We start from the raw sequence: 16,107 nt of genomic DNA on the forward strand, positions 1-16,107 counted from the left end.
AATTGGCTTATTTTTGATATATACGATTAAATTGGAATTTATCTTCTGAAGTTAAACGAATACCTAAACGTTTTAAAGTATCGATATCTGTTTCAGATAAGATGACTGATGAATGGGCTTCACAGTATTGTAATTGTTCAATACATGATAAAGCTTTTTTAGCGTTTTCATTATTATTTGCAGAAATAGCTAATGAAAGTAAAATTTCATCTGTATGTAAACGAGGATTCTTATTTTTTAAGATTCCTTTTTTTAGTTTAGCAACAGGTTCAATAACTTCAGGTTCAATTAGTAAAATATCATCATCAATATTGGCAAGATATTTTAATGCATTTAATAAACATGCTGAAGCACTTCCAAGTAAAGATGTTGTTTTACCAGTGATAATATGTCCATCATTAAGTTCAATCGCAAATCCTGGTTCGTTGGTTTTTTCTTCGATTTCTAATGCATGATTGACACATTTACGATCTATAGCTTTTAAATCTAAAGTAAGCATGATGGCTTCAATTTTAGAGATTGCTGATTTATCAACAAGACCACGTTTAAAATCAAGTTTTGTTTGATAATAACGACGAATGATTTCTTGTTTACTTGCTTCTTTACATGCTTCATCATCAATAATTGCATTTCCAGCCATATTGACACCCATATCAGTAGGTGATTTATAAGGACAAGTTGACATGATTTTTTTGAATGTTGATTCTAAAACCGGAAAGATTTCAACATCTCTATTATAGTTGACAGTTGTTTCGTTATAAGCTTCTAAATGGAATGGGTCAATCATATTGACATCATTTAAATCTGCTGTAGCTGCTTCATAAGCTAAGTTTACAGGATGTTTTAAAGGAATGTTCCAAATAGGAAATGTTTCAAATTTTGCATATCCTGCTTTAATACCATGAGTGTATTCATGATAAAGTTGTGATAAACAAGTCGCCATTTTTCCACTTCCTGGACCAGGCGCTGTTACGACAACAAGTGGTTTTGTTGTTTCAATGTAATCATTGATTCCAAATCCTTCTTCCGAGACGATTTTTTCAATATCATTTGGATAACCTGCAATAGGATAATGCCTAAAGACTTTAATTCCTAAGTTTTCTAGTTTCTTTTGAAAAGCAATAGCATGTACTTGGTTTTCAAAACGTGTAATTGTAACACTTCCAACATAAAGTCCAATGTTTTGGAAAGCGTCAATCAATCTTAAAACTTCTAAATCATAAGTGATTCCTAGATCACCACGCATTTTATTGTTTTCAATGTCATTGGCGTTAATGACAATAATAATTTCTGCATCTTGTTTCAATTCTAATAACATTTTTAATTTACTATCAGGTTCAAATCCTGGTAAAACACGAGATGCATGGTGGTCATCAAATAATTTACCACCAAATTCTAAATAAAGCTTATTATCAAATTGTTTGATACGTTCTTTGATATGTTTTGATTGTAATTCAATGTATTTTTCGTTACTAAATCCAATTTTTCTCATCTTTCATTTTCTCCCTGTTCCTTATTATATATAATTTGTCTTATTTTTAAACAAAATAATAATTATTTATCAATATTGAAGAAATATCAATATTTTGATAAAATAATGGTTATTAAAAGGGGGATTATTATGAATCTTAAAAATAGACATTTTTTAACATTAAAAGATTATTCAAAAGAAGAAATTAGATATTTATTGGACTTAGCACATCAATTAAAAGCTGATAAAAAAGCAGGAAAAATTGGACAACATTTATTAGGGAAAAATGTATGTTTGATTTTTGAAAAAACATCAACAAGAACACGTTGTTCATTTGAAGTGGCTGCTTTAGATGAAGGTGGACATGCTACATTTTTAAGTAACTCACAAATGGGGAAAAAAGAATCCATTGAAGATACAGCTAAAGTATTAGGTAGAATGTATGATGGTATTGAATTTAGAGGATTTAAACAAGAAACAGTAGAAGCTCTTGCTAAATATTCAGGAGTTCCAGTTTGGAATGGCTTAACTGATGTTGATCATCCAACACAAACACTTGCTGATTTTCTTACAATTGAAGAACATTTAGATAAACCATTAGAAGATATTAAATTTGTCTTTACTGGAGATATTCGTAACAATGTATGTTATGGTTTAATGTATGGAGCTGTTAAAATGGGAATGCATTTTGTTTGCCTTGGTCCAAAATCATTACATATCGATCCAGAAGTACTTGATTATTGTAAGGAAGAAGCTAAAAAATCGGGTGGAACAATTGAAGTGACAGATAATGTAGATGAAGCAGTAAAAGATGCAGATGTTATTTATACAGATATTTGGGTAAGTATGGGTGAAGATGAAAGCTTGTATAAACCAAGAGTAGAAATGTTGTCACCATATAAAGTTACTCAAGAAATGATGAGTAAAACAGGTAAAGATTCAACATTATTTATGCATTGTTTACCATCATTCCATGATTTTGAAACAACTGTTGCTAAAACAAAACATGACGAAGGAATCGATATTCGTGAAGTTGAAGATGAAGTCTTTAGATCAAAGAATTCTGTTGTTTTTGATGAAGCTGAAAACAGAATGCATACAATTAAAGCAGTTATGGTAGCGACAATTGGAAGAGATGCGTAAGCATCTTTTTAAAATTAACTCTTTTTTAAGCAAATTGTTTAATTTTGTGCTATGATAATTTTAGGTGATCATCATGAAAGGCAAGACATATGTACTTTCTGACATTCATGGTAATTTTGAAATATTCAAAAGAATGTTAGATAAAATACAATTTAATAGTCATGATCAACTTTATATACTTGGAGACATTTGTGATCGTGGACCTTGTAGTTTGGATATTTATTTTTATATTCAAAAATTTGATAATATTACCTTACTCAAAGGAAACCATGAATATATGATGCAAGAGGCTTTAAAAGAAGCCATTGATCACGATGATTTTGATTTTCCAAGTTGTGAATTTAAGCTTTGGTCACAAAATGGCGGAGAAAAAACGATTGAAAATATCCGTTCATATCTACGTAAAAAGAAATTGTATCATTGTGATTACACCATTGTAAGAAATGTTTTTTTAAGAAATCTCTATAATTATCTTAAAAACTTACCTTTGTATTTAGAATTAACAGTCAATAATAAAGATTATGTTCTAGTTCATGCTGGAATTGATCCTGAAAGAAATCTTGATGATCAAGAAGAGGATACTCTTTTATGGATTCGTGATTATTTCTTTTTAAGCGAATGTGATTTAAATAAGACTTATATTTTTGGTCATACCCCACTTTGTTTTATTAATAGAAATCAAAGTTTTAATGTTTGGTATGATGATGAATTTCATAATAAAATTGGAATTGATGGGGGACTTGCTTTAGGAGAAAGAGGTCAACTTAATTGTATTTGTTTAGATGATGGACAAGTATTTGTCCTTAAAATGAGTGAGGTAAACGATGCGTAGTGCTTTTTATGCTTTAATTAATTTTATCAATACATCAAAAGTAGATGATGTTTATTCCAATGCAGCAAAGATGATTTTAGAAAATATTAATAAAATACCAGAATATAATATTACGGATGTGGCAGAAATGTGTTTTGTTTCTACAGCGACGATTTCAAGGTTGTGTCGAAAATTAAATTATGAAAGTTTTAGTGACTTTAAAATGGATGTCACCATGAATTTACGTTATTTTAATCATGACTCCATGCGTATGCAATTTGATCATCAATTGCCTGTTTTTCCTATTGAAGGAAAAACAACCAAAGATTTATTTAGCGATCATTTTGAAAATATTGTACAAAACTTAAGATCAACTTATGAAATGATCGAATTTGAAGAATTAGAAAAACTGGTAGATCTTATTTATCAAAGTAATGAAATTTGTTTTGCGGGAAACTTTTTTACTCAGTCAGTTTCCATGCAACTACAAATTGAATTATCTTATTTAGGAAAGAAATGTACAGGAATGTATCCTTTACAAAGTCAAAAAGAAGTGGTTCATGATTTAACAGAAAATGATTTGATTATTGTTTCTTCGATTGCAGGAGGTTATTGGCAAGATCATCCAGATATGTTAAGAGAGATTGCAAAAAGTAAAGCACATAAAATATGTATTACTCAAGTAGAAAATATACCATATCAAGAGCAATTTGATATGATTATTCAAGTAGGAACAGATCATTTATCTTTGATTGGTAAGTTTTCGATTACGTACATTTTTGAATTATTAGAAGCACTTTATCATATAAAATATGGAAGAGTATAAGAAAAAGGGCAAACGCCCTTTTTAAAATTGTTTTAAATATTCTTCATTTAAAGCGATGACTTTTTTCATCATCTCTTGACCACAGGCACCAATTGTATTTCTTTTGTTGACACAAGTGTTGACATCAATTGCTTGATAAACATCTTCTTCAAAAACATCAGAGATATTTTTTAATTCTTCTAGAGAAAGTTCATCAAGATCTTTGTTTTGGCTAATTGCATATAAAACAAGTTGACCAATAATACCATGAGCATCTCTAAATGGTACACCTTTATTTACTAGATAGTCAGCAGCATCAGTTGCATTTGTAAAACCACCAGTAGCTGATTTTTTCATTTTATCTTTATTAAATGTTGTTGATTTTAACATATCACTTAATAATTGAAGGCATCCTTTAGTTGTATTTAAAGCATCAAAATACATTTCTTTATCTTCTTGCATATCTTTATTATAAGCAAGAGGAAGACCTTTCATAGTTGTTAAAAATCCCATAAGGGCACCATAAACACGTCCTGTTTTCCCTCTGATCAATTCGCAAATATCAGGGTTTTTCTTTTGTGGCATGATTGAAGAACCGGTTGAGAAAGTATCATCTAAATCAATAAATTGATATTCATTTGTATTCCAAATAATCATTTCTTCAGATAAACGTGACATATGCATCATCATTGTAGACATTGCGCTTAAAAGTTCAATTAAATAATCACGATCAGAAACGCCATCAATACTATTTAAACAAGGTCCTTTAAAACCTAAAATTTCAGCACTGTATTCTCTATCTAAGGGATAAGTTGTTCCAGCAAGAGCCCCAGAACCTAATGGACAATAATCCATTCTTTCATAAATATCATGTAAACGTGATTGATCACGCTTAAACATTTCAAAATAAGCTCCCATATGATGAGCTAAAGTAATTGGTTGTGCTTTTTGTAGATGGGTAAAACCAGGCATGATGGTATCGATATGTTCTTTCATGATTTCATGAATGGTTTTTAATAAATCAACAAGTAAAGTATTCAACATTTCGATTTGATCTTTTGTATAAAGCCTCATGTCTAAAGCAACTTGGTCATTTCTACTTCTACCAGTATGTAATTTTTTACCAGTATCACCAATACGATCAATCAATGTTGATTCGACAAAACTATGAATGTCTTCAAAGTTTTCATCGATTTCTAATGTTCCATTTTCAACTTCATTTAAAATTTCTTTTAAAGTTTTTTCAATTAGTTGACCTTCTTCTTGTGTTAAGATTTCTTGTTTTGTTAACATTTTTACATGACCGATACTTCCTTTGATATCTTGACTGGCAAAAGTTTTATCAAATTTAATAGAAGCATTAAAATCATAAACAAGTTGGTTTGTAGGTTTAGTAAATCTTCCACCCCATAAATTCATAAATTTCCTCCTTTAAATAAAAAGAGCAGTGGGCTCTTTTTATTTTTTGTTATTTAATTTCATTGCACGTACTTTAGTTGAAAGACCATATAAAGTAATAAATCCTTCAGCGTCATGATGATCATATAAATCACCAGTTTTAAATGATGCGATATCTTCATCATATAATGAATAAGGAGAAGTTGTACCTTCTTTAATAATATTTCCTTTATATAATCTAAAGTTTGTTGTACCTGTTACATATTCTTGAGTCTTATCAACAAAAGCAGTTAATGCTTCTCTAAGTGGTGAGAACCATTTAGCAGCATAAACAAGTTCAGCAAATTCAACAGAAACAAGACGTTTATATTTAAGTGTCTCTCTATCTAAGATAAGTTCTTCTAATTGTTGGTGAGCTTCCATTAAGATAGTTCCACCTGGTGTTTCATAAACACCTCTTGATTTCATACCAACAACACGGTTTTCAACGATATCGATAATACCAATACCATGTTGACCACCGATTTCATTTAATTTTTCTAAGATTTCTCTTTGAGACATCTTTTCACCATTTAAAGCAACAGGAACACCTTTTTCCCAATCAATTGATAAGTGAACATCTTCTTCTGGAGCTTTTTCTGGAGAATTTGATAATACTAATAAGTGATCATAATTTGGAGCACATGATGGATCTTCAAGTTCTAATCCTTCATGAGAAATATGCCAAATATTTCTATCACGTGAGTAACTATTATCAGCAGAGAAAGGTAAATTGATACCATGAGCTCTACAATATTCGATTTCAGATTCACGAGAATCCATTGTCCATTTTGGATCACGCCATGCAGCGATGATTTTTAAATCTGGAGCTAAAGCTTTAATACCTAATTCAAAACGAATTTGGTCATTTCCTTTACCAGTGGCACCATGACAAATTGCTGTTGCACCTTCTTGACGAGCAACATCAACAAGTACTTTTGCAATTAATGGACGAGCAGTTGCAGTCCCTAATAAGTATTTGTATTCAAATACAGCATCTGCTTGAACAGTAGGCATAATGTAATTTTCTACGTATTCATCAACCACATTTTTGATATAAAGTTTACTTGCACCACAAGCTTTAGCACGTTCTTCTAGACCGTCTAATTCTTCTTTTTGACCAACGTCAATACAGCAACAAATAACTTCACAATCATAGTTTTCTTTTAGCCATGGGATGATCGCAGTTGTATCTAATCCACCAGAATAAGCTAAAACAACTTTTTCTTTCATTTATAGTTTCCCCCTTATTTTTTATCTTATAAATTATTATTATCATAAACTACTTTTTTCAAATATGCAATATACTTGTCGAAATGTTGTAGACCCAAAAAGTAAGCCCCATCTTTATTATATATTAAAAAATTTTTTTCTTAATAAATCATTATTGACAAAATGGAAATTTGTCATATAATGGTTTTAAACTCGAAGACTAAAAGAGTAGTCTTTATGGAAATAAGAGCGATCCTATGTTGATGGAAGATAGGAATGGAAGTAAAGACGAAGCGCATTTACGAGAGAAAAGATGGAAATAGAAGTATATCTTTTGGTAGATCTGCCTTAAAGATGAAAGAGGTTGTAAGGTCAACTTACAACAATTAGAGTGGTAACGCGATCAGTCGTCTCTATTTAGAGACGGCTTTTTATTTTTTATAGGGGGAAAAGTAGAATGATTAATGTCGGAATTGTTGGTTCAACTGGTTATGGAGGATGTGAGCTTGTAAGATTTTTATTAACACATCCCAATGTCAATATTGAATGGGTTTCATCAAGAACATATAGTGATCAAGAATATAGTGATGTTTATAAAAGTTATTTCACTTTATTAGATCAAAAGTGTGTAGATGAAGATATTGAAAAATATTTAGATAATGTTGATGTTGTATTCTTTGCAACGCCTCAAGGGGTCTGTGCAAAGATGGTCAATGAAAATGTTTTAAAGAAAGTAAAGGTTATTGATTTATCTGCGGATTATCGTATTAAAGATGTTGAAACTTATGAATCATGGTATGGAATTAAACATGCTTCACCTGAATTTATTCAAGAAGCTGTTTATGGATTATGTGAAATCAATAGAGAAGATGTTAAAAATGCAAGACTGATTGCTAATCCTGGATGTTATCCAACATGTTCTATTTTATCGATTTATCCACTTGCTAAAGCAGGACTTATTGATATGGATACGTTGATTATTGATGCAAAGAGTGGAACAAGTGGTGCTGGTAGAGGAGCAAAAGTTCAAAATCTTTATTGTGAAGTGAATGAAAGTATTAAAGCTTATGGTGTAGCAAGTCATCGTCATACACCAGAAATTGAAGAACAATTAGGGTATGCTTCTTCATCAAAAGTATTACTTAACTTCACACCTCATCTTATTCCAATGAATAGAGGAATTTTAATTACAGCTTACGCTTCATTAAAAAAAGGAGTAAGTGAGGAAGATGTTAAAAAAGCGTATGATCTTTATAAAGATGAATATTTCGTACGTGTCTTAAAAGAAGGAAATGTTCCAGAAGTAAGAAATGTAAAATGTTCAAACTTTGTTGATGTTGCTTATAAAGTAGATCCTCGTACACATAGAGTGATTATGATGGGAGCCATGGACAATCTAGTTAAAGGAGCTGCTGGTCAAGCAATTCAAAATATGAATATTATGTTTGGTTTAGATGAAAAGACAGGTCTTATGTTAGCACCTGCAGTTTTATAAGGGGAAAAAGAGTATGAAAATAATAGAAGATGGAACAGTTACTAATCCAAAAGGGTATAAAGGTGCTGGATTACATATTGGTATTAAAAAGAGAAATAAAGATTTTGCTTTAATTGTTTCTGATGTTGAAGCAAAAGCAGTAGGAACTTTTACAACAAATATGGTAAAAGCGGCTCCTGTTTTATGGGATAAACAAGTTGTAGAAAACAGTGATACAGTAAAGGCTATTGCGATTAATAGTGGGATTGCCAATGCTTGTACTGGAAAACTTGGTGAAGAAGCAAATGAAAAATTCGCAAATATTGTAGGAAATGCTTTAAATGTAGAAAAAGAAAAAGTATTGATTTGTTCAACAGGAGTCATTGGTAAACAATTATCTACTGATCCAATTGAAAAAGGGATTGATGAAGCTTTAAAACAATTAAAAGATGATCATCAAGCAGGAATTGATGTAGCTACTTCAATTATGACAACAGATACAAAACCAAAACATTTAGCTATTGAAATTGAAGTAAAAGGAAAAACGGTAACTATTGGAGCATGTTGTAAAGGTTCAGGGATGATTCATCCAAATATGGCAACAATGCTTGGATTTATTACAACTGATTTAAATATTTCTAAAGAATTATTAAATAAAGCATTAAAATCAGTTATTCCAGATACTTTTAATATGATTTCTGTAGATAGAGATACTTCAACAAATGATACTGTTTTATTACTTGCTAATGGTTTAGCTGGTAATGATGAAATTGTAAAAGAAGATGAAGATTATCAAACATTTAAAGAAGCTTTATATTATGTTAATGAATACTTAGCTAAATGTATTGCAAGTGATGGAGAAGGGGCTACTAAATTATTAGAAGTAAATGTAAATGGTGCAAAAGATGTTAAACAAGCAAAAGTAATTGCTAAAAGTGTTTGCACATCACCACTTGTAAAAACAGCTATTTTTGGAAATGATGCAAATTGGGGAAGACTTTTATGTGCGATGGGATATTCTGGGGAAGAATTTGATCCTTATCAAGTAGATTTATATATAGAAAGTGAATTTGGCAATTTAAAACTTGTAGAAAATGGGATGGCTACAGATTATAGTGAAGAATTTGCAACTAAGATTTTATCGAGTGATTATGTAAAAACAAATATTGAAATGAAAATTGCTGATGCAAAGGCAACAGCTTGGGGATGTGATTTGACTTATGATTATGTCAAAATCAATGCTGATTATCGTTCGTAGGGGGAAAAGAGATGCAACAAGAGTTTAAGAAGGAAATTAATAAAGCGGAAATTTTAGTAGAAGCGCTTGGATATATGCAAAAATATGAAGGTGATATTGTTGTTATTAAGTATGGTGGAAGTGCAATGACAAATGAAATCATCAAAAAGAGCGTTTTAAAAGATATTGCAGTTTTAAAATCAGTTGGGTTAAAACCAATTATCGTTCATGGTGGGGGAAAAGACATCAATAGAATGTTAGACCGTGTACAAATTAAAAGTGAGTTTAAAAATGGTCTAAGAGTTACTGATAGAGATACTTTAGAAATTGCGGAAATGGTTTTATCTGGAAAAATCAATAAAGGTCTTGTAACACATTTAGAACAAATTGGAACACATGCTGTTGGTCTATCTGGAAAAGATGGCAATATGATCACAGTAGAAAAAGTAATGCCTCAAGGTGAAGATATTGGTTTTGTTGGAAAGATTACTCATGTGGATACAACACTTATCAATACTTTATTAGATCAAGGATATACTCCAATTGTTTCAACAATTGGTCTTGATGAAAAATATCATGCTTATAATATTAATGCAGATGATGTTGCTACAGCAATTGCACGCGCTGTTAAAGCAAGTAAACTTGTTTTCTTGACGGATATTGAAGGTGTATTAGAAGATCCAAATAACTCAGAAACATTGATTTCAAAAATTGATACTGAATCAGCTAAAGAATTATTTGAAAGTGGTATTATTACCGGCGGTATGATTCCAAAACTTAAAAACTGTTTAGAGGCAGTACAAAATGATGTTAAGCGTGTTCATATTTTAGATGGTAGATTAGAACATAGCTTATTAATAGAAATCTTTACTAAAAAGGGTGTTGGAACAATGATAAAAAGATAGTGCGAAAGCACTATCTTTTTATCATTGTGTGTCGTGCATGGCACTAATTCAGTTGGAAATAAACCAACCACAGGTATTTACCGCCAAGTGTAATGAACCACAAGTTGTTGTCAGTGATGGCAAGGATGAAAGAAGTGGTGTAGTGATTCCTTTGAGCGTACGAACAGAAACTTGATATAAGGCTAAATGGTGGATGAGATTGCAGCACAAATCGAAATCCAAAAGGTAAACGTAAAACCAAGACAGTAAATCAAGACGTTGTAAAGGAAATAGGATTAGTGAATTACCCCGGGAGGTCTTGTGAACAACGAAGTCCAGTAAACTTTAAAAGCAGTGATGGTACCGTTGGTCGAAAAAGGTTTATCACAAGAAGTCAGCTGAGGTCATAGTAGGTATAACACCAAATACTGAAGGACCTAATGTTTATATGATGTTTGTTTATCATAAGCAATGTTTGAACAGTTCGAAATCGAGGATAATCTTATAATTGGAAATCGTAATTCCAAGGAGATGAAGGTAGAGGGAATGGTTTCAAATATATTTACAAATGAAGGAAGAAACAACAACATGAGTATACAAGAGTCTGCAACTATTAAACAAGAAATTGCCATACAAGTTCAGTGAAGAACAAATATATGCAGTGGCCAATTCAAGATTAGGTTGGTACAAACGTGCAAATGGAAGTGTAGTTAATTTCTTGATAAATGCGGACATACTAGCCATAAATAAAAGGGAAAGACCAGGTTTGGTCAATTCCATGAAATACTATCTAGGGTAGTTGAATTGCCATATAAATGTAGCGCCGTATACGAGACCTGTACGTACGGTGCAATGAGAGGGGAGAGAATAATTATTCTCCCTCTACTCTATTTAAATAGGGGTACCCTTTAAATATTTATGTGGTACCCTTATTGCATATAAAAAAGGCCTCTCATGATATGATTGTTTTGCCTACTAAAATCATACATGAGAGGAGGCTAATCCCTATTAAAGATATTATCATGAGATCTCTTTCTTTGGAAGAAAATAATGTTGAATAATAAGGTTAATATAAAGATAACCAATTCGGGCGTAGTAAAAATCACCAATAATGGTGAAAATACTACAACTAGATAAAGGTTATCTTTTATTTTTGATACAATCTCCTTAGGATGATTAATCATAATGGAAAAAAATTTAATTGGAGAAATAAGAATTACATAAGAACTAAACATTAAACCAAACATTTCTGCCCTTTCAAGAAAGTACAAAAAAGGACAGGCATACAATCAAAAAATACTATTTTTGAAAAAGACAAAGAATATCTAAAACCATTGTCAAACAAGATAGTGCTTGATTCATATATAAATGAACATTTACGCCAGAATGTACCATCAACACATCTCATATCATACAAAGATAAAAAATATTCCGTTCCACCTGAATATAGACTTTAGGGTTGATATATATGAGGTTGGTGAGAGCTTATATATCTACCACAATAAAAAGATACAGTAGGAGAGAATACGAAAAGAATAAAAAATTATATAGTGAGTCAATTAAAAGATGATCAGGAAAGTGAACAGCTGACACTGGATTTGGAAGACCTGTTTAAAAAAGGAAAAGGGAAAAACTAAGTAAATACAGAGTGCACGCGGTAGCTGTAGGCATAAGGAGTGTCTTGAGACATGCGCTTAGAAAGTAGGGCTATGCCCGCAAATGTAAAACCACCGGCTAAACCGGTGGATATTTATTTGGCTAAAATAAATCTTCATATATTTTTGAAATGACTTTAGAAAGATTTTGAAAAGTAGGTTCTTTTTTGATTTCTTCTAATGTTGTGTTATTTGAGATTAAAAATGATAAGTAAGACCATAATTTAAAGGCGTTAGGATTATTTTTTTGTATTGAAACAAGAAAAACAATATCTACATATTCATCATCCCATAAAATGGGTTTTGGTAATATAGCAACAGAAATGAAAGATGTTTCACTTAAAAAAATTTCAGGATGTGGTATTGCTAAATAATTACCAAAATAAGTGGAAGTAACATTTTCGTGATTCATAATTGAATGATATAGTTTTTCATCTGCTAAGCCTTGCTTATAAGCCATTTCATAAAGCCATTTTATAACGGCGTTTTTAGATGGAGCATCTCCATAATAGAACAAATCTTCACTAAAACAATCCAAAATATCTTTTGGACCATTGAACCCATCTAGAAGTAATTCAATTTTCTTGATATCAGTGTCATTTAAAAAATAAGAAATTTTTTGTATTTTATTATTATTAATGAATATATCATTTTCAGTTGTACATATTACATTATAATTATTCACATTAGTAGTTGATAACGAATTTTTAGAAATAATTTTAACTTCTTTTATTGATGGAAAATTTCTCAAAATATTATTTTGAAGCAAAATAGTCTCACTCCTTCTTAAAGAACTAATGATTAACATTCTTTTCTTTTTTTGTGGAGAATTTTCATCTATATAATTTACAAAATGTAAAGCAACATATGCAATTTCATCATCTAAAATTTTTTTATCACTTGGTATAATTGTATTGGTGAAAGTAGAAGCTAGATCATATGCAAGTGTGTATTTTTGCTTAATATTGAATGTCATAATATTTCTTAACTGCATATTAGTATTTATACGAGTTAAAAGAGGTAAAATATGTAAACCTAATGATATTCGTAGATTGAGATTAGAGGTAAAATCTAAACCAAATATTTCTTTGATTTTATATAAGCCTAAAAAAACTAAATTATTAATTTCATCAGTAATAAATTCTTGTTTATCAAATTCTCTTTTACCATATAAATTTAAAGCTAGAAAAAAGATTTCATCATCATTAAACTCAAAATTATATATATCTGCACATTTTTCTAATATATTTTTTGAAATTTCGATGACATGTGCATACACTGGCGATATGTTTAGTGAATCCATATGAATAAGATGACCTGACTTAATACGATTAACAGCAGTAACAATATGCAAGATAAGGTTTTGAAGGGCAATATCAGAAATTATATAATGTGAATGAGTGAGAATTTTAATAACAATATTATTTATATCATCAATATGTTCATGTGAACTAAAAGAATGTGTAATCTCATCACAAACCAGATTTTTAATTTTTAATTTTTCTTGAATAATATAATTACGAATATCATTTTCTTTGCCAATAATTTTAATACCATAATAAGGTTTAGATATAAGAGTTAAATGATATGAAGATAACATGTTTTTAGCTAATTTAATGTCATTGGATATTTGGGAACGGCTTATATACATTTCATCTGCTAAATCTGCACTTTTTAAATAATCATTTGAATCTAACAACCTAGAAATTATATAGGAAATACGAGAAGATTGATCTTCAAAAAATTGATTAAGGTTATAATCTTGTATGATTGAATTCATAAATATATTAGCAGTTTCTTGATTAGTGATAGACATACAAATACAATTTTTGTTATTTTCGATATATAAACCATGTTCTTTAATGGTTTCCTTTATTTCAGCAATATCAGTTTGTATAGAACGAAGGCTTAAATGAAACTGATCTGTAAAGACCTGTAGAGAAACAGGTGCATCTAAGTTTGAAAATAAATTTAATAATATTTCAATTTGACGTTTGGTGAGCATAAAAAATACCTCCTAATCTAATAATATTATAAGTATATTTATTATATCATAAACCTTAATAGAGAAAAGATTTTACAATTTGATTTTTATTGCACTGTTTTTCATAAAATTTTTGAAAAAAAATACAACCAAATTGTTTCATTAATTTTAGGAAAAAGTATGTAAATATCTAAAAACTGATTTGTGATAAAATCACATTGTAAGGAAAGTAAGGATTATAAGAATAGAATAATGTAGAAGGAGGGTAAAAAATGGTAATAATCATTATGTATTCTTACTTATTTTGAAATAGAGATGGAGGTGATAGTGCATGATAAATATTTTAGTAGTAACTCATGGGAATTTTGGTAACGAATTAATTAAAAGTGCAGAAATGATTGCTGGAAAGCAAGAGAATATTGAGGCGCTAGGCTTATTTGTAGAAGATGATTTTGATATGTTTAAAAGTAAAGTGAAAAATAAAATTAAAGAATTGGAAAATGAAGAAGGTGTGTTAGTGCTTACCGATATGTTTGGGGGGACTCCCTCTAACGCATCATTTGCAAATTTAAATAATTTAGATTTTGAATGTGTAACAGGTTTGAATTTGCCGATGATGTTGGAAGTATTAATTAATAGAGATATAAAAACACTTAAAGAACTCGTGAATATTGCAGTTGATGTTAAAAAGAATAGTATATTTAATTTAAGAGAAATAGTTTTAGAAAAATGATGGAAAGGGGAAACTAAAATGGAAATAGGATTAATTAGGGTAGATAGTAGACTTATCCATGGACAAGTTATTACAAAATGGTTAAATTATTCTAAAGCAAATGTTATTGTTGTTGTTGATGATGAACTCTCAAAAGATAGTTTTATGTCAGAAATATATAAGGCCTCTGCTCCCAATGGAATTATTGTAGAAATTTTAAGCATTGATGATTTTATGAAAAATACTGGCACTCATAAATATAGTAATAAAAGACTTTTAATTTTATTAAAAAACATTGAAACAGTTTATGAACTTTACTTAAGACAATTTAAAATGGAACATATTCAACTTGGAGGATTACCAAGCGGTGTAGGAAAAAAAGCAATATACAAAGCTATTTTTCTTAATGAAGAGGAAATTAATAAATTAAGAGATATTGCCAATTCTGGTGTGTATATTGATATGCAGGTTATACCAGAAGATACAAAATCTGATTTAATGAAAATGATAAAATAAGGGGGATAAAAAAATGGAATTATCATTAGCGATTTGTGCTGGATTATGGTATTGGATTGCCAGAACACAAGTGGGATATACATTACATGCAATTTTATGTCAGCCATTAGTAATGGCGCTACCATTTGGATTGATTTATGGAAATTTATCACAAGCAATGATTATTGCTGCAAGTATTCAAATGGTATATTTAGGATTAGTAGGAAATGGAGGAAATTTGCCGGCTGATGAATGTTTGGCTGGATGTGTAGCAATTCCAATTGCTTTAGTTAGTCAAATGGATCCTGGACAAGCAGTTGTTTTAGCGATGCCCTTTGGATTAATTGGAGTTTTACAAGATCAACTTAGAAGAATTATCAATGCTGTTTTTCTTCATAGAGCAGATAAAATGGCAGAGGTTGGAAACATAAAAGAGATTGAACGTTGTGCAATTGTGTATCCAGTAATTTTAGGATTCTTTTTAAGATTCCCAATTGTATTTGCGATTACATATGCAGGTGCTGGTACAGTGCAAAATATTTTAGCTTCTATGCCTGAATGGATTACACATGGATTAAGTGTTGCAGGAGGTATTTTACCAGCAATGGGATTTGCAATGACAATTTATATTATTGGAAAAAAACAATATTTACCATTTTTCATTATTGCATTTTTCATGGTTCAATATTTAAAAATTAATGTAATGGCCGCTGCTATTTTTGGAACTTGTATTGCATTGTTAATTGTTTTATTGAGAAGAGAAAAAAATATGGAGGGAGCTATTTAA

The 16,107-nt window shown here is 30.2% G+C and carries 13 protein-coding genes and 1 other annotated feature; of the genes, 9 read left to right on the top strand and 4 right to left on the bottom strand.

Annotated elements, in window-relative coordinates; all coding sequences use genetic code 11:
- Positions 1–7 precede the first annotated feature (7 nt).
- A complete protein-coding gene (locus tag HUU89_RS03155) occupies positions 8–1,492 on the bottom strand; it encodes a DUF1846 domain-containing protein (RefSeq protein ID WP_032090489.1) in 1,485 nt (494 codons plus the stop codon).
- A 123-nt stretch (positions 1,493–1,615) separates the two neighbouring features.
- On the opposite strand from HUU89_RS03155, the gene argF reads away from it, so the two are divergent.
- The 3 genes from argF to HUU89_RS03170 all read left to right on the top strand — a co-directional run bounded on the left by argF (position 1,616) and on the right by HUU89_RS03170 (position 4,251).
- Complete coding sequence (gene argF, locus HUU89_RS03160) at positions 1,616–2,614, top strand: ornithine carbamoyltransferase (RefSeq protein WP_175301102.1); 999 nt, start codon at positions 1,616–1,618, stop codon at positions 2,612–2,614.
- Positions 2,615–2,687: 73 nt separating this feature from the next.
- Positions 2,688–3,446, top strand: coding sequence for a metallophosphoesterase (locus HUU89_RS03165; protein WP_175300979.1), 759 nt, complete (start codon positions 2,688–2,690; stop codon positions 3,444–3,446).
- A complete protein-coding gene (locus HUU89_RS03170) occupies positions 3,439–4,251 on the top strand; it encodes a MurR/RpiR family transcriptional regulator (protein ID WP_175300980.1) in 813 nt (270 codons plus the stop codon). The genes HUU89_RS03165 and HUU89_RS03170 overlap by 8 nt, the downstream gene beginning before the upstream one ends.
- A gap of 21 nt (positions 4,252–4,272) precedes the next feature.
- On the opposite strand, the gene argH is transcribed toward HUU89_RS03170, so the two are convergent.
- Complete coding sequence (argH, locus tag HUU89_RS03175) at positions 4,273–5,649, bottom strand: argininosuccinate lyase (protein ID WP_032090485.1); 1,377 nt, start codon at positions 5,647–5,649, stop codon at positions 4,273–4,275.
- Between the two features lie 39 nt (positions 5,650–5,688).
- Positions 5,689–6,900, bottom strand: coding sequence for an argininosuccinate synthase (locus tag HUU89_RS03180; RefSeq protein ID WP_032090484.1), 1,212 nt, complete (start codon positions 6,898–6,900; stop codon positions 5,689–5,691).
- A 186-nt stretch (positions 6,901–7,086) separates the two neighbouring features.
- Positions 7,087–7,297: a binding site (T-box leader), on the top strand.
- 39 nt (positions 7,298–7,336) lie between these two features.
- Here HUU89_RS03180 and argC point away from each other — a divergent pair.
- The 3 genes from argC to argB are packed head-to-tail and all read left to right on the top strand — an operon-like array spanning position 7,337 to position 10,495.
- Complete coding sequence (argC, locus tag HUU89_RS03185; protein ID WP_175300981.1) at positions 7,337–8,374, top strand: N-acetyl-gamma-glutamyl-phosphate reductase; 1,038 nt, start codon at positions 7,337–7,339, stop codon at positions 8,372–8,374.
- A gap of 13 nt (positions 8,375–8,387) precedes the next feature.
- Positions 8,388–9,611: a bifunctional ornithine acetyltransferase/N-acetylglutamate synthase gene (gene argJ, locus HUU89_RS03190; protein ID WP_119363666.1), complete on the top strand. Its 1,224-nt coding sequence runs from the start codon at positions 8,388–8,390 to the stop codon at positions 9,609–9,611.
- Between the two features lie 11 nt (positions 9,612–9,622).
- Positions 9,623–10,495 carry an acetylglutamate kinase gene (gene argB, locus HUU89_RS03195; RefSeq protein WP_175300982.1) on the top strand — a complete coding sequence of 291 codons (873 nt, stop codon included), beginning with the start codon at positions 9,623–9,625 and terminating at the stop codon, positions 10,493–10,495.
- A 1,737-nt stretch (positions 10,496–12,232) separates the two neighbouring features.
- Here argB and HUU89_RS03200 read toward each other — a convergent pair.
- Positions 12,233–14,134, bottom strand: a complete 1,902-nt coding sequence (locus HUU89_RS03200) for a BglG family transcription antiterminator (protein ID WP_032090480.1) — start codon at positions 14,132–14,134, stop codon at positions 12,233–12,235.
- Between the two features lie 310 nt (positions 14,135–14,444).
- Between HUU89_RS03200 and HUU89_RS03205 the strand changes: the two genes are divergently transcribed.
- From HUU89_RS03205 to HUU89_RS03215, 3 genes are read left to right on the top strand one after another with little or no spacing between them, the layout of a single operon-like run.
- Positions 14,445–14,846, top strand: a complete 402-nt coding sequence (locus HUU89_RS03205) for a PTS sugar transporter subunit IIA (RefSeq protein WP_032090479.1) — start codon at positions 14,445–14,447, stop codon at positions 14,844–14,846.
- Positions 14,847–14,864: 18 nt separating this feature from the next.
- Entirely contained in the window at positions 14,865–15,341 is a 477-nt protein-coding gene (locus HUU89_RS03210; RefSeq protein WP_032090478.1) for a PTS system mannose/fructose/N-acetylgalactosamine-transporter subunit IIB, read from the top strand.
- 13 nt (positions 15,342–15,354) lie between these two features.
- The gene (locus HUU89_RS03215; protein ID WP_032090477.1) at positions 15,355–16,107 is read left to right on the top strand and encodes a PTS mannose/fructose/sorbose/N-acetylgalactosamine transporter subunit IIC; all 753 of its coding nucleotides are present in this window, start codon (positions 15,355–15,357) and stop codon (positions 16,105–16,107) included.

The sequence above is a fragment of the Faecalibacillus sp. H12 genome, from assembly GCF_013361255.1.
GTDB classification, from domain to species: Bacteria; Bacillota_I; Bacilli_A; order Erysipelotrichales; family Coprobacillaceae; genus Faecalibacillus; species Faecalibacillus intestinalis.